This window comes from Arenibacterium halophilum, from assembly GCF_005938225.1.
GTDB classification, from domain to species: Bacteria; Pseudomonadota; Alphaproteobacteria; order Rhodobacterales; family Rhodobacteraceae; genus Arenibacterium; species Arenibacterium halophilum.
In genome coordinates this window covers 968,670-985,628 of record NZ_VCPC01000002.1, presented here as the reverse complement: position 1 = coordinate 985,628, position 16,959 = coordinate 968,670, and the positions used below count along the sequence as shown (strand labels likewise).

Annotated in this window: 19 protein-coding genes; 10 read left to right on the top strand and 9 right to left on the bottom strand. The window is 64.3% G+C overall.

Going from position 1 to position 16,959, the window contains the following annotated elements; genetic code table 11:
* The first annotated feature begins 38 nt into the window (after positions 1 to 38).
* The 3 genes from FGK64_RS11490 (at position 39) to FGK64_RS11480 (ending at position 1,332) form a co-directional block, all read left to right on the top strand.
* The gene (locus FGK64_RS11490) at positions 39 to 575 is read left to right on the top strand and encodes a bifunctional DNA primase/polymerase (RefSeq protein WP_138863922.1); all 537 of its coding nucleotides are present in this window, start codon (positions 39 to 41) and stop codon (positions 573 to 575) included.
* Positions 576 to 697: 122 nt separating this feature from the next.
* Positions 698 to 871 (top strand): hemin uptake protein HemP, encoded by a 174-nt coding sequence (hemP, locus tag FGK64_RS11485; protein ID WP_138863921.1) that lies wholly within the window; start codon positions 698 to 700, stop codon positions 869 to 871.
* Positions 868 to 1,332 (top strand): hypothetical protein, encoded by a 465-nt coding sequence (locus FGK64_RS11480; protein WP_138863920.1) that lies wholly within the window; start codon positions 868 to 870, stop codon positions 1,330 to 1,332. The genes hemP and FGK64_RS11480 overlap by 4 nt, the downstream gene beginning before the upstream one ends.
* Positions 1,333 to 1,400: 68 nt before the next feature.
* Here the strand turns inward: FGK64_RS11480 and FGK64_RS11475 are convergent, their stop codons facing one another.
* The 3 genes from FGK64_RS11475 to FGK64_RS11465 all read right to left on the bottom strand — a co-directional run bounded on the left by FGK64_RS11475 (position 1,401) and on the right by FGK64_RS11465 (position 4,564).
* Positions 1,401 to 2,831, bottom strand: a complete 1,431-nt coding sequence (locus FGK64_RS11475; RefSeq protein ID WP_138863919.1) for a TRAP transporter large permease — start codon at positions 2,829 to 2,831, stop codon at positions 1,401 to 1,403.
* Positions 2,831 to 3,460 carry a TRAP transporter small permease subunit gene (locus FGK64_RS11470; RefSeq protein WP_138863918.1) on the bottom strand — a complete coding sequence of 210 codons (630 nt, stop codon included), beginning with the start codon at positions 3,458 to 3,460 and terminating at the stop codon, positions 2,831 to 2,833. Before FGK64_RS11470 ends, FGK64_RS11475 begins: the two co-directional genes overlap by 1 nt.
* Positions 3,461 to 3,550: 90 nt before the next feature.
* Entirely contained in the window at positions 3,551 to 4,564 is a 1,014-nt protein-coding gene (locus tag FGK64_RS11465; RefSeq protein WP_138863917.1) for a C4-dicarboxylate TRAP transporter substrate-binding protein, read from the bottom strand.
* Between the two features lie 413 nt (positions 4,565 to 4,977).
* Here FGK64_RS11465 and acs point away from each other — a divergent pair, with 413 nt between their 5' ends.
* Complete coding sequence (gene acs, locus FGK64_RS11460; RefSeq protein ID WP_138863916.1) at positions 4,978 to 6,939, top strand: acetate--CoA ligase; 1,962 nt, start codon at positions 4,978 to 4,980, stop codon at positions 6,937 to 6,939.
* Between the two features lie 111 nt (positions 6,940 to 7,050).
* On the opposite strand, the gene FGK64_RS11455 is transcribed toward acs, so the two are convergent.
* On the bottom strand, positions 7,051 to 7,542 hold the full coding sequence (locus tag FGK64_RS11455) for a DUF992 domain-containing protein (RefSeq protein WP_138863915.1): 492 nt from the start codon (positions 7,540 to 7,542) through the stop codon (positions 7,051 to 7,053).
* 206 nt (positions 7,543 to 7,748) lie between these two features.
* On the opposite strand from FGK64_RS11455, the gene FGK64_RS11450 reads away from it, so the two are divergent.
* Together FGK64_RS11450 and FGK64_RS22735 are read left to right on the top strand one after the other, a co-directional pair.
* Positions 7,749 to 8,255: a flavin reductase family protein gene (locus tag FGK64_RS11450; protein ID WP_138863914.1), complete on the top strand. Its 507-nt coding sequence runs from the start codon at positions 7,749 to 7,751 to the stop codon at positions 8,253 to 8,255.
* A gap of 104 nt (positions 8,256 to 8,359) precedes the next feature.
* Positions 8,360 to 9,745: a calcium-binding protein gene (locus FGK64_RS22735; protein WP_138863913.1), complete on the top strand. Its 1,386-nt coding sequence runs from the start codon at positions 8,360 to 8,362 to the stop codon at positions 9,743 to 9,745.
* 59 nt (positions 9,746 to 9,804) lie between these two features.
* Here the strand turns inward: FGK64_RS22735 and FGK64_RS11440 are convergent, their stop codons facing one another.
* Genes FGK64_RS11440 through FGK64_RS11425 form a run of 4 tightly spaced genes read right to left on the bottom strand, consistent with a single transcriptional unit; the run spans position 9,805 to position 12,262 of the window.
* A complete protein-coding gene (locus tag FGK64_RS11440; protein ID WP_138863912.1) occupies positions 9,805 to 10,299 on the bottom strand; it encodes a DUF6505 family protein in 495 nt (164 codons plus the stop codon).
* Positions 10,296 to 11,003: a biotin/lipoate--protein ligase family protein gene (locus tag FGK64_RS11435; RefSeq protein ID WP_138863911.1), complete on the bottom strand. Its 708-nt coding sequence runs from the start codon at positions 11,001 to 11,003 to the stop codon at positions 10,296 to 10,298. The genes FGK64_RS11440 and FGK64_RS11435 overlap by 4 nt, the downstream gene beginning before the upstream one ends.
* Positions 11,000 to 12,064: an Mrp/NBP35 family ATP-binding protein gene (locus tag FGK64_RS11430; protein ID WP_138863910.1), complete on the bottom strand. Its 1,065-nt coding sequence runs from the start codon at positions 12,062 to 12,064 to the stop codon at positions 11,000 to 11,002. Before FGK64_RS11430 ends, FGK64_RS11435 begins: the two co-directional genes overlap by 4 nt.
* 3 nt (positions 12,065 to 12,067) lie before the next feature.
* On the bottom strand, positions 12,068 to 12,262 hold the full coding sequence (locus FGK64_RS11425; protein WP_138863909.1) for a DUF6494 family protein: 195 nt from the start codon (positions 12,260 to 12,262) through the stop codon (positions 12,068 to 12,070).
* 60 nt (positions 12,263 to 12,322) lie between these two features.
* Here FGK64_RS11425 and FGK64_RS11420 point away from each other — a divergent pair, with 60 nt between their 5' ends.
* A complete protein-coding gene (locus FGK64_RS11420; protein ID WP_138863908.1) occupies positions 12,323 to 13,069 on the top strand; it encodes a cytochrome c family protein in 747 nt (248 codons plus the stop codon).
* On the opposite strand, the gene FGK64_RS11415 is transcribed toward FGK64_RS11420, so the two are convergent.
* A complete protein-coding gene (locus FGK64_RS11415) occupies positions 13,063 to 15,018 on the bottom strand; it encodes a 4Fe-4S binding protein (RefSeq protein ID WP_138863907.1) in 1,956 nt (651 codons plus the stop codon). The two genes, FGK64_RS11420 and FGK64_RS11415, sit on opposite strands and share 7 nt — an antisense overlap.
* Positions 15,019 to 15,219: 201 nt before the next feature.
* On the opposite strand from FGK64_RS11415, the gene FGK64_RS11410 reads away from it, so the two are divergent.
* From FGK64_RS11410 to FGK64_RS11400, 3 genes are read left to right on the top strand one after another with little or no spacing between them, the layout of a single operon-like run.
* Positions 15,220 to 15,777, top strand: coding sequence for a DUF3305 domain-containing protein (locus tag FGK64_RS11410; RefSeq protein WP_138863906.1), 558 nt, complete (start codon positions 15,220 to 15,222; stop codon positions 15,775 to 15,777).
* The gene (locus tag FGK64_RS11405) at positions 15,774 to 16,346 is read left to right on the top strand and encodes a DUF3306 domain-containing protein (protein WP_138863905.1); all 573 of its coding nucleotides are present in this window, start codon (positions 15,774 to 15,776) and stop codon (positions 16,344 to 16,346) included. The genes FGK64_RS11410 and FGK64_RS11405 overlap by 4 nt, the downstream gene beginning before the upstream one ends.
* Complete coding sequence (locus FGK64_RS11400; RefSeq protein ID WP_138863904.1) at positions 16,343 to 16,951, top strand: TorD/DmsD family molecular chaperone; 609 nt, start codon at positions 16,343 to 16,345, stop codon at positions 16,949 to 16,951. Before FGK64_RS11405 ends, FGK64_RS11400 begins: the two co-directional genes overlap by 4 nt.
* The last annotated feature ends 8 nt before the right edge of the window (positions 16,952 to 16,959 follow it).

The window sequence follows — 16,959 nt, the reverse complement described above, 5'->3', positions numbered from 1 at the left end:
TGTTTTAATCATTCATTCCGTTCCCGCCCGAGGCGCCCATGCAATTCATCGACCAGTCCGCCGCGTATAATCGCAAATCCATTACTCTCGAGAAAGCCATTGCCTCAGATCGCGCCAGGGTCACGGCTGCGCCGGGGGCCGAGGCCCTGATGGTGGCCTTCCGCCCCGAGCTGAAGCTGGCGATCGCCTTCGATCTCGACATCGACGAACGCGTCACCTTCAACGATCTGCCCACCGCCGACAAGGTCGATCTGCTGATCGACGAACTGCTGCCGCGGTTCTTCCACCCCGATCTGCTGGTGCTGACCGGGCGCGATGTCTGGCATGTGCGCTTTGTCGTCGATGGCACCACGCGCCGCACCATCCGGCTCGACGATCTGGGCGTGCGCGATGTCAGCCATCTGGACCCGGCCGCCGAGATCGAGCTGGAAACCGATGTGATGACCCTGCTGGCGCTGCTGCGGTCGGCCATCGCGCAGTACCATGTGCTGAAACCGCCCTACCCCGATCTGCCACCACAGCCCGAGGATGCCGCGGCTGTCGAGTATGACTCGCCGGATGTGACGGGAAGCTGACCGTTTGAAAACACTCTGGAAACTGGTTGCTTGACGAATCCGACTAAAACAGTCAGAAATGAGTCAGCCAACGCCAGTTCTTGTCCGGCACCGCCGGTCCGACTTGATCCAGGAGTCTTTTCATGCAGATCGACACCCGTCTTCACGCCGCTTCTTCCGACGCCACCCACACCGCCCTGCCGACCCATGATGCGGTCGAGCTGACCAACGGCGGCTCGCTGGCGAACATCCGTCTGGACGACCAGATGTACGTGCTGCGCATCACCCGCGCGGGCAAGCTGATCCTGACGAAATGACATCCCGACATCGCGGCGGTGCCCCGGTGGGGCATCTCGCCGATCTGGATGCCGTGGGCGCCGGGGCGGTGATGTACCTTCGTATGTGGGCCGATGGCGCCGTGGCGCGGGCCCGCGTGTGTGACGAGTTCCGCCGCGCCCTGCCGCCGGCACAGGCCGGGCACGCGGTGCATTCGATGGAGCAGATGATGGAGCTATGCGCCGGTTATGCCCGCCGCCCGATCATGCGCCACGACGTGATGTGCAACTGTCTGGGCGCGGATGAGGCCTGTTTCGCAAACCTGGTCGGCGCCGCGGCCGAGGGCAACCGCGAAGACGCGATGCTGCTGGCCACGCTGATGGTGCGCCCCGATGCGGCGCCCGGGCTGACGGCGCTGGCCGAACGGGTCGGGCTGGCCATTCAGCGGATGGCGACGCTGCCACCCGAATTCATGGAAAGCCGGCCCGAACGCCTGCACTGACACGGTCGGCCAGCAACAGACACAACCGCCGCGCCCGATCGCCAGATCGGGCGCGGCTTTTTCCGTGCCTAGCCGGCGAGGCTGGGCAGGTACAGCACGATGGCCGGGAAGGCGACCAGCAGCCCGATCGTCACCGCATCCGCGATGAAGAACGGCGTGACGCCCTTGAACACGTCCTGAACCGTCAGGTCATCGCGCACCCCGGCGACCACGAAGCAGTTCAGCCCGATGGGCGGCGTTATCAGGCAGAATTCGGCCATCTTCACCACCAGTATCCCGAACCAGATCGCGCACATCGGCCCCGACATGCCAAAGGCGCTGTCGGCCGCGCTGACCGTTTCGCCCCCGTTCAGCGCCATGACCGCCGGGTAGACCACCGGCAACGTCAGCAGCAGCATCCCGATGGCATCCATGAACATGCCCAGCACCGCATAGGCCAGCAGGATACAGATCAGGATCAGGATCGGCGCCATCTCAAGCCCGGTGATCCAGTCGGCAAAAGCGTCGGGCAGCTTGGCGAACCCAAGAAACCGCACATAGATCAGCACGCCCCAGATGATCGTGAAGATCATGATCGTCAGCTTCGCCGTTTCCAGCAACGCCAGTTTCAGCTCTTTCCACCGCATTCCCCGGAACAGCGCCATCAGGAACACGATGAACGCGCCCACGGCCCCGCCTTCGGTCGGGGTGCCCCAGGCATCGCCGAAGGGGTTGTAGACAAAGAAGATGATGATGACGACCACGGCCAGAATCGGCAGCGCACCGGGCAAGGATGCAAAGCGTTCGCGCCACGTGAACCCGCCCACCGGCGGGCCGACCGACTTGAACACCACCGCGATGCCAATGATCAGGATCGCATAGACGATGGCCGAAAAGACCCCGGGAATGAACCCGGCCAGCAGCAACTTGCCCACGTCCTGTTCAACGATAATCGCATAGATAACCAGAATGGCCGAGGGCGGGATCAGCGAGGCCAGCGTGCCCCCCGCCGCGACCACGCCCGCCGCGAACTGCTTGTTATAGCCGATCTTCAGCATCTCGGGGATGGCGATACGGGCAAAGACGGCCGCCGTGGCAACGCTCGCCCCCGACACGGCGGCGAACCCGGCGGTGGCAAAGACAGTCGACACCGCCAGCCCGCCGGGCACCCAGGCGATCCAGCGTTTGGCGGCCTCGAACAGCGCCGTCGTCAGCTTGGCGTGATAGGCCATGTATCCGATCAGGATGAACACCGGGATCAGGCTCAGCACCTGCGCCGAAACCTTGGAATGGGGCACCTGCCCCGCGATCTGGAACGCCTTGGCCAGCGCGCCATCCCAGACCTCGCGCCGTTCGTTGAAGAACAGGATCTTCTCGGGGTTGTAGTTGAACTTGTCCCAGAAAATCCAGAACAGCCCGGCAAAGCCTGCCAGCCCGGCGGCAAAGGCCACGCGCATGCCCAGCACCACCAGCACCAGCATCGCGGCCGAGACCCATAGGCCGATTGTGATCGGTTCCATCAGTCGGCCCCTCCAAGGCTTTCGGCTTCAAGCCGGGCCTGTTCGGCCACGCTGATCGACAGGGGCACCGCCACGGGGTTGTCCAGCCCCAGCACCAGCGCACGGCCATATCCCACTGCCTGCAACAGCAGACGCGCCGCCAGCACCACAAAGGCCACCGGCACCACGAGCTTTGACGGCCATGTCGGCAACCCGATGTCGATCGAACTGTCACGCGAACACAGGGGCCGCGCGCAATCGAACGAGCGCGCGAAATGTTCCCACGCGCCCCAGGTCAGGAACACGATCAGCAGCAGCATCAGCAGGACCGAGATCAGCTCGAAAAACCACAGCGGCCGCCCGCGCAGCGCCGACACCACCATATCCATGCGGATATGAGTGCCATCGCGCGCGACATAGGAAATGCCAAGGATCGCGATGACCGGCATCAGCGCCTCGATATAGTCGATGTAGCCCAGCAGCGGCATCCCAAGAAACTTGCGCCCCCCGACGGACCACGCGGCCAGAAACATCAGTGAAAAGATTGCCAGCCCGGACAGAAGCGCCATGAAACGCTCCAGCGGCAGCAAAGCCCTGTCCAAACGGCTGAGAAGGCTGGAATCCTCCAGCACGGCGGCACTTGTCGCCATGTCGGTTCCCCCGGTCTTGTTGTTATTGGAAAATGACGAAGGCCGGCGCTGCGCCGGCCCCCGTTCGGATCATCCGAAGATAAGGGCCGGTTAGCTGCCCTTGGCTTTGCTCAGCTCTTCCTTCACCAGATCCAGCAGTTCCTGGCCCGGCAGACCTTGTGCCTCGATGTCCTCGACCCATTTGGCGGCAATCGGATCGGCGGCCTTCTGGCGGAATTCGATCAGTTGATCTTCGCTGATCATGACCTTTTCAACGCCTTTTTCCTCCAGCACCTCGTCCCAACGCTTCAGCAGCTTGCCATAGTTCTCAAGGTAGTAGGCAATCGCTTCGTCGACCGAGCTGTCCAGCGCCTCGCGGTGTTCGTCCGACAGGTTCTCATAGGCGTCGATGTTCACCACCACGGGGCAGTTCACGGTGCCCGGGTTCAGGTTGGCCGTCCACCACTTCGCCTGGTTGATGGTGCCAAACGACAGGTGGGCGTGCTGGGCAAAGGCCACGGTGTCGACAACACCCGATTCCATCGCCTGATAGGCTTCGGACGAAGTGACCGAGGTTGGCACCGCACCCACGGCCTTGAACGCTTCGCCCAGGCCGCCGGTCGCACGCACGCGCATGCCTTCGAACTGCGACAGCTCGGTGCGCGGCTCGCCCGTGCCGACGATGTTGTACTGCGGCATCGGCGAGGTCATCAGCAGCTTGGCGTTCCACTGGGCCATTTCTTCCTGAACTGCCGGGTGCGCGTAAACCGCATGGCTGACGGCAACCTCTTGATCCAGATTCTCGACCCCGAGGAACGGCAGTTCCAGAACGGTGATCAGGCGGTTCTTGTCGGGGTGATAGCCCGCGCAGAATTGCGCCATCTCGAAGGCACCAAAGGAAATCCCGTCAAGGTTCTCGCGGTTCTTCGACAACCCGCCATAGCTGACGTTCATGGTGAATTCGCCGTTGGTCTTCTCTGACACAAGCTCGGCAAGCTTCTCGATATGCTCGGTAAAGGCGCGACGTTTGCCCCAGACGGACACGTTCCATTCTTCGGCCGCGACTTCGGCGGCAAAGCTGAACCCCAGGGCGGCCGTGAGGGCGCCGGTCAAAAAGCTGTTCATGCAAGTCTCTCCCATTGTGCGGCGCGTTGTCGCGTCCGCTTGGGGTGAAACTATCTCGCACATGCCGGTCTGCCAAGCCCCGCACCCCGGCCTGATGGCGCCAAATTCTGATCTGCGGAACGATTTGCCGCAGTTTTCCCAGCCGCACCCTTTGCGGGGCGAAATGCGTTAACGATTGCGTTTTACCGGATAAGCAAGCCATTTCATGGATTTGCCCGGTCAATCGTCAGATCTGTTAACAGATTTTCGCATTGCAGCGAAAGATCCTTTACAATTATTTTCTTTTGCCACAGCGCCTTGTTCACAAATTTTCTTTCGTGGATAATAGTCGCCCGGGGAAGACACAGGGTGTTGACGTTGCGTTCGCCACGCCCAATGACAGACAGACCAGAAGTCAGAGGGAGGAGCCTCAGATGACCGACCAGCTCACCAGCATGGCCGCGCACGCACCGTCGGATGACGTGATCGCCAAGGCGCATGTGGACGCCGCCAAGTACGACAGCATGTATGCCGCCTCGATCGCCGATCCGGATGGGTTCTGGCGCGAGCAGGCGCAGCGCGTCGACTGGATCAAGCCGTTCACCCAGGTGCGCGATGTCGATTTCACGCTGGGCAACGTGCATATCAACTGGTTCGCCGATGGCACGCTGAACGTCGCGGCCAACTGCATCGACCGGCATCTGGCCACGCGCGGCGATCAGACGGCGATCATCTGGGAACCGGATGACCCGAAAGACGAGGCCCTGCACATCACCTATCGCCAACTGCATTCGAACGTCTGCCGCATGGCCAACGTGCTGAAATCGCTGGGCGTGGGCCGGGGCGACCGGGTGGTGATCTACCTGCCGATGATCCCCGAGGCCGCCTATGCCATGCTGGCCTGCGCGCGGATCGGCGCAATTCATTCCGTGGTCTTTGCCGGGTTTTCCCCTGATGCCTTGGGCGCGCGGGTGAACGGCTGCGACGCCAAGGTCGTCATCACCGCCGATGGCGCGCCGCGCGGCGGCCGGGTGACCAACCTCAAGGACAACGTGAACAAGGCCCTGCTGAACGATTTCGACGATGTGACCTGCCTTGTGGTGCGCCGCACCGGCCAGCAGGTCGCCTGGCGCGGCGATCTGGATGTCTGGTATCACGAGGCCGCCGAAACCGTCAGCGACGACTGCCCGCCGGAAGAGATGAACGCCGAGGATCCGCTGTTCATCCTCTACACCTCAGGCTCCACCGGGCAGCCCAAGGGCGTCGTGCACACCAGCGGCGGCTACCTGGTCTATGCCGCGATGACGCAGCAGATCACCTTTGACTACCACGACGGCGACATCTTTTGGTGTTCGGCCGATGTGGGCTGGGTCACCGGGCACAGCTATATCGTCTACGGGCCCCTTGCCAATGGCGCGACCACGCTGATGTTCGAGGGCGTTCCCACCTACCCCGACGCCAGCCGCTTCTGGCAGGTCTGCGAAAAGCACAAGGTGAACCAGTTCTACACCGCCCCCACCGCCATCCGCGCGCTGATGGGCCAAGGCAACAGCTTTGTCGAAGGGTCCGACCTGTCGTCGCTGCGCCTGCTGGGCACGGTGGGCGAGCCGATCAACCCCGAGGCCTGGAACTGGTACAACGAGGTCGTGGGCAAGGGCAAATGCCCCATCGTCGACACCTGGTGGCAGACGGAAACCGGCGGTCACATGATGACCCCCCTGCCCGGCGCCCATGCCACCAAGCCCGGCGCGGCGCAGAAACCGTTCTTCGGCGTCAAGCCGCTGGTGCTGGATCCGGCCAGCGGCGCGGTGGTCGAAGGCAATGGCGTAGAAGGCGTTCTGGTCATCGCCGACAGCTGGCCCGGCCAGATGCGCACCGTCTGGGGCGATCATGCCCGGTTCGAAAAGACCTATTTCGCCGATTACAAGGGCTACTACTTCTCGGGCGATGGCTGCCGCCGCGACGCGGATGGCGATTACTGGATCACCGGCCGCGTCGATGACGTGATCAACGTCTCGGGCCACCGCATGGGCACCGCCGAGGTCGAAAGCGCGCTGGTCGCCCATGAAAAGGTCGCCGAGGCCGCCGTGGTCGGCTTCCCCCACGACATCAAGGGCCAGGGCATCTATTGCTATGTCACCTTGATGAACGGGCAGGAACCGTCGGACGAATTGCGCACCGAGCTGCGCAACTGGGTCCGCTCGGAAATCGGCCCCATTGCCAGCCCCGACGTAATCCAATGGGCCCCCGGCCTGCCCAAGACCCGATCCGGCAAGATCATGCGCCGCATCCTGCGCAAGATCGCCGAGAACGATTTCGGCGCCTTGGGCGATACATCAACCTTGGCGGATCCGTCCGTCGTGGACGACCTGATCGAAAACCGCGCGAAGGCGTGATCGGAAAACAGGGCGCGCCCAGAGGGGCGCGTTCTGGCGTCCAACACGACCGGCCGACAAAAAAAACGCGCCCAAAGGGGCGCGTTTTTCCGTAACTCGGCGCGACAGCCCTTAGCTGCCGGCTTTTTCCAGCACGATCTCGCCGATGCCGACGGCAAAGTTCACGCCGTTCGACTTGCTTACGCTGATCGGCTGCAGGGCGATGGTGTCGTCCGAGCCGCCGATCATGGCGTTGGCGCCGATGCCCACACCCAGCGTCGCTTCGGCGGACAGACCGCCGTATTCGCCTTCCAGCGCGCCGTCACCGATGTCTTCCGAGGGGGCCAGCACCAGCCAGCTCATCTCGACATTCTGGGTCTTGCCGATGTCGATACCCCATTTGTTAATATGTCCGGTGTAGACCTCTTCCTTGGCGCCCTCTTGAACGGGGTTGAAGGTGCAAGTCAGATCCTTGGACGACCCGAAGACAAAGCCGCTGCCATCAGCCACATCGCACGACAGCGAACCGACTTCGGTGTGGTTGTGGTTGTCGGCCATGGCTGCGGTTCCGGTCATCAGCAGGGCCGAAGCTCCCAGTGCGGGCAGAAGTTTTGCAAGTTTCATTGCGCGTCCTTTCATGTCTTTCCGTGGTGCCGGATCGTCCCCCGCTTCGGGGCGGCCCGGCCGCGTGTACCCGGTTCAACGTCATCGCGCGGGAAAGGTTCCACCAGGCGCCGGCCCCGTCCTGCCGCTGGACAATCCACGCGCGACGTGGCACCCGAAGGGACAGGCGCCCGCAACACGGCCACCGCTTCACAGGCCAGACCCGAATGACTGACACCCCCTACACCTCTCACGTCCCAAGCCACGAAAGCCGGTCGTCCTATCGCGAGGCGCTGGGCTGTTACGGCACGGGCGTCACGGTGGTCTCCACCACCACGCCGGACGGGCCGCTGGCGATGACGGCGAATTCCTTCGCCTCCGTGTCGCTCGAGCCGCCATTGGTGCTGTGGTGCCCGGCGCGCGCCTCGGCCCGGCACGATCCGCTGGCACAGGCGCGCGACTATGTGATCCATGTGATGGGCGCCGAACAGCGCGACCTCGCTTCGCATTTCGCGCGCTCGGGCGATGATTTCGACGGGATCGACTGGCAGACAGGCGCCACGGGCCAGCCGGTGCTGGCCGATTGCCTCGCCCGGTTCGAATGCCGCCGCTACAGCACCCAGCAGGCGGGCGACCATTCCATCGTGCTGGGCAAGGTGCTGCGGTTCTGGCACCGCCCCGGCATGGGGCTGATGTTCAAACGCGGCCAGTTCGGCGGCTTTTCCGAACTTTAGGCGCGGGTTCTTCGCCCCGGTTCACCCTATCTAAATGAATGACCCCGAGTGTGACGCCCGGCGCCCCCGCGCGCCGTGACAGAACGTCATGATCGAGGTGCCGAATGGCCAATCTTACTTTTGCCGAAACCCCAATCCCGGATTTTCCATACTTTTTCGTTCCATTAGGGCTGGAGTTTGGCGGACGCAGCAGTGCAACGGATACGGTTGTCGAATTCCGCGCCTTCTATATCGGTCGGGCGGGTCAAACCGTCGAGGGCGAATGGACAGCCTTCCCAATCGACATAACGTTCACTGGCGCCTTCACACACATGCCAGACTTTGCGACAGCAGGCATTGTCACCTCTGTCACCTACTCCTACGAAGGCACGGTCCTGCTCTCGCTCACCGGGTTGGACCGCGAATACGGCGTTGTCTGGGATGTGCTGCGCTACAGCAACGATCCTCTTGTGACGCTTCTGAACGGCGACGACACGATCAGAGCGACGAACGCCAGAAGCGATGCTCATGGATATCAGGGCAACGACATCTTTATCGGCGCGGCGGGACACAATTGGTTTGATGGCGGCCCGGGCGACGATACGGCCTATGGCAATGGCGGCGACGATTGGTTCTTCGGCGGCGATGGCAATGACATCCTCTACGGTGGCACAGGATACAACTATCTTCGTGGGGGCGCCGGGCGCGATCGTCTGTATGGCGGCTCCTACTGGGATTACCTGGACGGAGGCGCCGGAAGGGACCACCTGTTCGGGCGCGCAGATTTTGACCGGATGTACGGCCGCGGCGGAAACGACCGGCTCATAGGCGGCTCTGGCGATGACAGGCTGGACGGTGGCGCAGGTAGCGACCGGCTGAAAGGCGGCACCGGCAGGGACAGGCTGGACGGCGGGTTGGGCGACGATACCCTGTCCGGAGGGGCTGATAGCGACTCTCTGACGGGCGGCAAGGGAAACGACGTGCTGAGGGGCGGCGACGGATCAGACAGCCTAGATGGCGGGTTTGGCGATGACATGCTGTACGGTGACGCGGATGGCGACACCCTGACAGGCGGCAAGGGCCACGATACCCTGATGGGGGGCGACGGCGATGACGCGCTTCTTGGTGGAAGCGGCGATGACGTGCTGGACGGCGGAAGCGGGCACGATACGCTGACGGGCGGTCGGGGCGCGGATACCCTGCGCGGCGGCGTGGGGCGCGATATTCTGCGCGGCGGGGCGGGCGATGACAGCCTGTCTGGCGGCGCCGGGGATGATACTTTCGTGTTCAAAGGGTTTGGCACCACGGGCGCCAGCGGCTCCGACAGGATCACGGATTTCCACGCCGGCGATGAAATCGGGCTGTACGATACCGCCAATCCCTCCGACATAGCCATCGCCCAGGACGGCGATGAGGTGACCATCGCGCTCGCCGACAACCTGATCACCCTCGTTGATGCCACCCTGGCCGAGGTGCAGGCCGCTGTCACCACCCACGCAACCTCGTTCTAGGCGTGCAGGGGACGGCGGGCGGGGCGCCTTCGGGCATCGCCCGAACAGCGCCGGAGCCGTCACTCGTCGGGGGTGACATGCACCGCAAGCTGATATAGCCCGGCATCCTGCGGCGCAATGGTGCGATAGCTTTCGTGCACCCCCGCGGGCGTCAGTTCGCGTGCAACCGTCAGCAGCGTGTTGGGCGCGTGATCGGCGCACATTTCGGCCATCTGCGCCAGTTCGTCCCGCGCCACCGTCAGCGCCGCCGCAAGATCGGGCGCGCCGTACACCTCGACGAAATGTTGCGCCAGCGCCTGCTCCAGCACCGCGTATTCGCCCGGCTCGATCCGCGTCACCGCAACAAACGTCACCCGCCCAAAGGTTTCCAGCCCCAGCCAGCCGTTGGCGAACGCCTGCCGCGCCTTGCCGGTCAGATCGCCCTCGCCCCAATTCGAAAACTCGAATCCGCCCGACATGCACCACTCGCCGGTGCGCGCCGGGGCGTGGAACACGTTCCGGTCGCTTTCGTCGAAATGGATCGCGCGGGCCAGACTCAGGGGGCCATCCGTCATTGCATCTCTCCGATCAACCGGGTCAGCGGCACCGCGCGGGTGCCGGTTTCGGTCTCCAGCAACAGGCCGAAATCCTCGTCCAGCCCGATGGCGCGGCCGGTCTCTCCGGCCACGCTGGCCGTTTCGCCCAAGCCCAGCAGCATTCCCGTCCACTCGGCACGCACAGGGCGCGCGCCTTCGCTTTCCCAGGTTTCGATCCAGACCAGTACGTGCCGCGCCCAGGCTTCAAGCAGGGCCACCGCGCCCACCTCGGCGCAGCCTTCCTCGTACAGCGCGGTCGCCTCGGGGGTGTCACCGGGCCGCCCCGTCACCAGCAGCGGCAGCGCCAGCCCCACTACCAGCCAGTCGGGCACCACCGTCGGGTCGACGCCCGAGGCCAGCAGGCTCAGCCCGCCACAACGCCCGCCGTTCACGAAGATCGCCCCGTCCCAGCCGAATTGCACCGCCACCTCGGGCGGGGCCAGCGCCCCCAGCGCATTCTGCAACCCGACGCCGCAGACCGGCAGCATCGCCACCGCCCGCGCCAGCGGCACCTCGGGCGCAAAGACCACCGCCGCGCGCAGCATGTCGGCCTGCACCGAATGCACGATCGTCCCGCCGTCACACCCCGCCCGCGCCATAGCGCAGGCGAGTTCGACCGGATTGGCACCCTCGGGCGCGGCACAGCCGGTCAGCAGCGGCGGAAAGACCGGCGCCGGCGTCACGCGACGCCCGCCTCCACCAGCGCCCGCGCCACCTGCCGGAACGCCCCGGCCTGCGCGCTGTCGGGCTGGCTTGCTACGATCGGAGCGCCTCCGTCCGAGGCCAGCCGGATCGACAGATCCAGCGGGATTTCCGCCAACAAAGGCACGCCCAGCTTGGCCGCCTCGGCCGCGACGCCACCATGGCCGAACACATGTTCCTCGTGTCCGCAGTTCGAACAGATATGCGTGCTCATGTTCTCGATCATGCCAAGGATCGGCGTCTTCATCTGGCGGAACATGTCGATGCCCTTGCGCGCATCCAGCAACGCCACATCCTGCGGGGTCGACACGATCACCGCGCCGTCCAGCGCGAATTTCTGCGTCAGCGTCAGTTGGACATCGCCCGTGCCCGGCGGCAGATCGACGATCAGCACATCCAGCGCGCCCCATTGCACCTGGTTCATCATCTGCTGCAACGCGCCCATCAGCATCGGGCCACGCCAGACCACCGCCTGATCGTCATTGGTCATCAGACCCATCGACATCATCGTCACGCCGTGGTTGCGCAGCGGCAGGATCGTTTTGCCATCCGGGCTGGCCGGACGCCCCGACACGCCTAGCATCCGCGGCTGCGACGGCCCATAGACATCGGCATCCAGCAACCCGACCCGCCGCCCTTCGGCGGCCAGCGCCACGGCCAAATTGGCCGAGACGGTGGATTTGCCAACGCCCCCCTTACCCGAGGCAACGGCGATGATGTGATCCACACCGGCCACCCGCTGCGGCCCGGTTTCCGAGGGTTTCGGGCGCGGCTTCAGATCGGGTGGCGGCGCTTTGGCGCTATGGGCCGTCATCATGGCCGACACCTTGCCCGCCCCGTCCAGCGCGGCGACACGCCGTTCGGCTTCGGCGCGCACCGGGCCCATCACCTCGGCCTTGGCCGGGTCGATTTCCAGCACGAACCGCACATCGCCGTTGTCCACCGTCAGCGCCCGCACCAATCCGGCGGCCACGATATCGCTGCCGCTGACCGGATCGGTGATCTGCTTCAGCACCGCCAGCACGTCATCCCTTGAAATCATCGCTCAGTCCGCAGCCTTGATGGTGCCGGTCACCTCGTGCTCGACCCCCAGTTCGGGGATCGTCAGCACCACGCGCGCCTCAAAGCTTTTGCCCGCTGCGGCATCGGCATTGCGCAGCCCTTCTTCAATGGCCTGCTGGCTTGTCACGCCAACCTGCTTCAGAAACTTGCGCATCGACATGTTGAAATCGTCGCTCATCCTCGCTCTCCTTCAGTCTCGCATTTGACGTGCGGCCCGGTGCCGGGCATCATCCACGCCATGCGGAGGTTTGATTTTCGCCCGACCCTGTTGTGCCTGAGCTTGCTGCTGACCGCCAGCCCCGTTGCAGCGCAAGACCGGCTTGGCCTTGCCGCCCCGCCCGAAGTGGTGGACAGCGGTTTGCTGGGGTTTATCCTGCCCCGGTTTTCGCTGAAAACCGGCGTCCGTGTCACCCCCGATGCAGATGGCGCGGTGGTCATTGCCGATGCGCCGCCCGGCACGCCTGTGTTCCGGCGCGGCGATCAGGCGTATTTCCTGCGCGGCGGCGACGGCTCTGACGCGGCGGGGCGCTTCGCCGACTGGCTGACGTCCGACATCGGGTTGCGCACCGTCGAATCCTTTGCCCCCGACAGCCCGCCACCGTTCAGCGCCCCATTGGAAGACACCGTCGAGGCCGAACCGGTGACCTTCGACGGCGACAGCGACATCGGCGGCACGCTGTCCTTGCGCCATTGCGGGCGTTGTCATGTGATCGACCAGCGCAACCGCATGGCCGGGCTTGGCTCGGCCCCGTCTTTTGGCGTGCTGCGCGGCCTGCCCGACTGGGACGTGCGCTTTCAGCAGTTCTTCGTGCTTGCCCCGCACATGGCCTTTACCCAGATCGCCGACGTGACCGAGCCGTTCCCGATTGACCGGCCCCCGCCCATCGTGCCCGTGGAAATGACATGGGACGAGATGGAAGCGATCCTGGCCTTCGTCTCTGCCATGCCCGCCACAGATCTGGGCGCTCCGCTGCAACTTCAGTGATCCCGGCGTTTTGACAGGTAGTCATCCGTGGTGCGCACGCGCGGGCGCGGCCTGCCCTGAAACGGGTTGTCGGCGCTGTGAAACTGCGCATTCACCCGGCAGTTGTCGCACATCTGGATCATCCGCGCCTTGTCCGAGGTGGCGAACATCGGATGCAGCCCGGCCAGCTTTTCCGTGATTTTTTCAATCGTCGATTTCACCCCGAACAGCGCCCCGCATTCGACGCAGGCAAAGGGCTCTTCCTCGTGCAGCACCTTTTGCTCCAGCGCCTGCGGGCGCGGGTCCAGCCGGGGCTCCAGCGTGATCGCCTGCTCGGGACAGATCGTCGCGCAGATGCCGCATTGCAGACAGGCATCTTCCTGAAACCGCAGCTGCGGCATGTCGGGGTTGTCGAGCAGCGCGCCCGAGGGGCACAGTGACACGCAGCTGAGGCAGAGCGTGCAGGCATCGGTGTCCACCAGCACCGCGCCATAAGGCGCACCCTGCGGCAGGTCGATGGGCGTTTCACGGCCCAGGTTCAGCGCTCGCGCGGCCATGCGCGTGACTTGGCGGCGATTGCCCAGCGTGACGATAGGGGTTCGGGTTTCCGATTTTATGTCAAAACCATACAGCGCATCGCTCATCTGATCTGGGTCGTCTGTCACCAGAATATTTGCGGCTTCGCGCCCGGCAATGGCATTGGCCAACGCGACTTCGCGATCCAGCGCGTCCGCCTCGGTCCTTGGGCCGCGCAGAACGGTAACGCGCGCCATTCCTTGCGCGAGCGCGGCCAGCATCTCCGCGTGGCCGAAGACCTGAACCGATCCGATGTGGAACGGGATCACATGCGAAGGCAGGCCGCGCCCGAAACGGGCCGCCATGCGGATCATCTCGGCCCCGGCATCATCATGTACCAGCAGATGCGCCGAGGTTCCTCCAGAGGTTGAGAAAACCGTCGCAAGTGTCTGGATTCGTTTCAGAACGACATCGAATTCCGGCACATCATAGCGGATCGCTGTAGACGGGCACAGCGCCGCGCAGGCGCCGCATCCGGCGCAGACCATCGGATCGACAGAAACATGATCGCCCGCCGGGGAAATCGCCCCCGTCGGGCAAATGTCGATGCAGTTGCTGCATCCAACCTGTTCCGCGCGCGAATGGGCGCAAAGGTGTTCCTCGACATGCAGGTACAGCGGCTTTTCAAAGGTGCCGACCAGTTGCACCGCCTGCACTGCCAGACGCATCACCGCCAGCGGGTCGCGCGGATCGGCACGCAGATAGCCTTCGCGTTTTTGCGGCGCGGGCACAAAGGGCACGTCGCCCGCGACGTCGATCAGGATGTCACATTCGGACTGCGCGCCATCTTGCGGAGAAGAAAAGGAAAATTCGCCACGGCCAGCGGGCACCATTTGTTCCAGCGCGTCGATGGTCACGCGAAAGCCACCCAGCGCGCCTTGAACACGTTTCAGACGCCCGCGCACCACGTCATAGCCGCGCGACAGGGGCGCGGTGGCCCCGTCGGTTATCAGAACGGTCACGGTCAGCGCCTCGGCAACCTCCTCGGCGAGGGCACAGGCAACCTCTCCTGGGCCGACGATCAGGCAGACCCCTTGCGAAGGCACATCAAGGCTGCGCACCGATGGCACGGGCAGCAACGCCTCGGCCACCAGGGCCGCCATTTTCGGCGCAGCATCCGCGCCCTGATCGGACCAGCCGGCCCGGTCGCGCAGGTCAACGAAGCCAGGCGCCTCGGCGCCAATATCCTCGGCCAGCGCGGTAAACCGCGCCTGTTCCTGCCCGCAGGCGATCACCACGTCGCCGTTTTGCATGGCCTCGGCGGCCCGGTCGATCTGGTCACCACACAAGGCTGTGAACACGCGCGAGCAGGACACGCCACAAGCGGATTCGAGAGCGGCACGGTCCACCTGCTGTGTTCCGGCACAATCGCACAATATCAACGACTTGGGCATTGCCTCTCCTGCCTGTCCATCCCCTTGGGCGCACCACCCTAGCCACATCGCCCCGGCGCCGTAAAGCCGTGGCGACACCTGCACACGCGAAATTGGTTCGGAAATCTGTGCAATCCCTCGTCAAAACACTTGGCGAAATCACGAATGTATCACATAGTCGCGGGTACGCTTCGCAAAACAACTGACGACCGGGGAGGAGCGATGACGAAGAAAAGCGCACATCGGGCCGAATTGCCCCTTGGCGTTGTTTTGCGCCGGACTCCGGGCGTGACCCGCTGGGCGCGCTGGTACTGGCGTGCCATCGCGATTCTACCTGGCGCGGCGCCTGCACAGTGGGCCGAGCTGCGCCGTGACGGCGAGAGTGTCGAGTATCATGCCGCCACTTTGCCACTGACGCTTTATTCCAGCGACACAGAGGCTTACGCCGTGAACCTTGCCGATGCGGTGCCGTCGATCTACGTCGTTCTGCGCAAAGAACCCGATGGCCCGGCGCCGTTGCGCGCCTTTGCCGTCACCGCGTCGGTTTATGAGGCGCAGGATTACTGCGACAGCGGCGAAGAGCTGGTCGAAAAGGTACCGATGCCCGAAGGGCTGCTTGCCTGGGTCGGCGATTTTGTCGATCAACATCACGAGGAAGAAGTGTTCGTGAAGCGCCGCCGCCGCAATTGGTCACCCGAGCAGAAGCAGGACGGTATTGGCGATATGCGTATCCGGCAGGACGCCGATGTGTTCCGCGTGCCGCAGCGGGGTGCGCGATGAAGGCCGAACGCGATTTCTGGTCGCGCCGCCGCGCGGGTGTACAAGCCGAAGCAGAGGCCGAGGCCCGTGCGCAGGCTGTTGCGCCGCCCGAGGATACCCGAAGCGATGCAGAGATTCTGGCCGAGTTCAATCTGCCCGATCCCGATACGCTGATCTCGGGCGATGATGTCGCCGCCTTCATGGCGCGCGCGGTGCCCGAACACCTGCGCCGGCGGGCGTTGCGGCGGCTGTGGCGGCTGAACCCGGTGCTGGCGAACCTTGATGGGTTGAACGATTACGACGGCGATTTCACCACCGGCAGCGTGCCGACAGGAATGCTCCAGACCTCATACCAGGTCGGCAAAGGGCTGCGCGCGCATATCGAGGCGCTGGCCGCGCAGGCCGAAAACACGCCCGAGCCGGAAGAGACGGTTGGTGAAGAGCCGCCCGTGATTGTGGAAACCAAGGCAGAGCCCGCGGCCGTTGCCGAAACAGTCGAGGAACCGGACGTAGAAGACATAGAAGACCACGCCCCGCGCCCGCGCCGCATGGCGTTCACCTTCAAGCAACCGCAAGAGGCGCAGGCATGAGCAACGCCGCCGTTCAGACCGCCATTCCCGAAGAAGACCGGATGCGCGCCGATCTGTATGACTTTCTGGCCCGCCTGCTGGCCGCGCCCCCGGATGCGCAGTTGTTGCAGCAAACGGCCTGCCTGACGGGCGACGAAAGCGAACTGGGCCGCGCCATCGCATCGCTGGCCAAGGTGGCAGGCGTGACCCGCGAAACCGCGGCGGCACGGGAATTCAACGCGCTGTTCATCGGGCTGGGCCGCGGCGAGTTGCTGCCCTATGCCAGCTATTACCTGACCGGGTTTCTGAACGAAAAGCCATTGGCGCGGCTGCGCAGCGATATGGCCGCGCGCGCCATGACCCGGGCGGAAAACACCTATGAGCCCGAGGACAACATCGCCTCGCTGCTAGAGATGATGGGCGGCATGATCACGGGGCGGTTCGGCACGCCCGCCGACTTGGCCGACCAGCGGTTGTTCTGGTCGCGTCACATCGGGCCTTGGGCCGCGCATTTCATGACTGATCTCGAGGCCGCTGAGTCCTCGGTATTCTATGCCGGGGTCGGCCAGGTGGGACGGGTGTTCCTGGGGATCGAAAAGGAAGGTTTCAGGCTGACCACGGCCTGACGAGCAAC

What these genes read in the sequence shown, in the direction of transcription:
- FGK64_RS11490 (WP_138863922.1), top strand. Translation starts at nt 39, where the DNA reads ATGCAATTCATCGACCAGTCCGCCGCGTATAATCGCAAATCCATTACT.
- hemP (WP_138863921.1), top strand. Translation starts at nt 698, where the DNA reads ATGCAGATCGACACCCGTCTTCACGCCGCTTCTTCCGACGCCACCCAC.
- FGK64_RS11480 (WP_138863920.1), top strand. Translation starts at nt 868, where the DNA reads ATGACATCCCGACATCGCGGCGGTGCCCCGGTGGGGCATCTCGCCGAT.
- FGK64_RS11475 (WP_138863919.1), bottom strand. Translation starts at nt 2,831, where the DNA reads ATGGAACCGATCACAATCGGCCTATGGGTCTCGGCCGCGATGCTGGTG.
- FGK64_RS11470 (WP_138863918.1), bottom strand. Translation starts at nt 3,460, where the DNA reads ATGGCGACAAGTGCCGCCGTGCTGGAGGATTCCAGCCTTCTCAGCCGT.
- FGK64_RS11465 (WP_138863917.1), bottom strand. Translation starts at nt 4,564, where the DNA reads ATGAACAGCTTTTTGACCGGCGCCCTCACGGCCGCCCTGGGGTTCAGC.
- acs (WP_138863916.1), top strand. Translation starts at nt 4,978, where the DNA reads ATGACCGACCAGCTCACCAGCATGGCCGCGCACGCACCGTCGGATGAC.
- FGK64_RS11455 (WP_138863915.1), bottom strand. Translation starts at nt 7,542, where the DNA reads ATGAAACTTGCAAAACTTCTGCCCGCACTGGGAGCTTCGGCCCTGCTG.
- FGK64_RS11450 (WP_138863914.1), top strand. Translation starts at nt 7,749, where the DNA reads ATGACTGACACCCCCTACACCTCTCACGTCCCAAGCCACGAAAGCCGG.
- FGK64_RS22735 (WP_138863913.1), top strand. Translation starts at nt 8,360, where the DNA reads ATGGCCAATCTTACTTTTGCCGAAACCCCAATCCCGGATTTTCCATAC.
- FGK64_RS11440 (WP_138863912.1), bottom strand. Translation starts at nt 10,299, where the DNA reads ATGACGGATGGCCCCCTGAGTCTGGCCCGCGCGATCCATTTCGACGAA.
- FGK64_RS11430 (WP_138863910.1), bottom strand. Translation starts at nt 12,064, where the DNA reads ATGATTTCAAGGGATGACGTGCTGGCGGTGCTGAAGCAGATCACCGAT.
- FGK64_RS11425 (WP_138863909.1), bottom strand. Translation starts at nt 12,262, where the DNA reads ATGAGCGACGATTTCAACATGTCGATGCGCAAGTTTCTGAAGCAGGTT.
- FGK64_RS11420 (WP_138863908.1), top strand. Translation starts at nt 12,323, where the DNA reads ATGCGGAGGTTTGATTTTCGCCCGACCCTGTTGTGCCTGAGCTTGCTG.
- FGK64_RS11415 (WP_138863907.1), bottom strand. Translation starts at nt 15,018, where the DNA reads ATGCCCAAGTCGTTGATATTGTGCGATTGTGCCGGAACACAGCAGGTG.
- FGK64_RS11410 (WP_138863906.1), top strand. Translation starts at nt 15,220, where the DNA reads ATGACGAAGAAAAGCGCACATCGGGCCGAATTGCCCCTTGGCGTTGTT.
- FGK64_RS11405 (WP_138863905.1), top strand. Translation starts at nt 15,774, where the DNA reads ATGAAGGCCGAACGCGATTTCTGGTCGCGCCGCCGCGCGGGTGTACAA.
- FGK64_RS11400 (WP_138863904.1), top strand. Translation starts at nt 16,343, where the DNA reads ATGAGCAACGCCGCCGTTCAGACCGCCATTCCCGAAGAAGACCGGATG.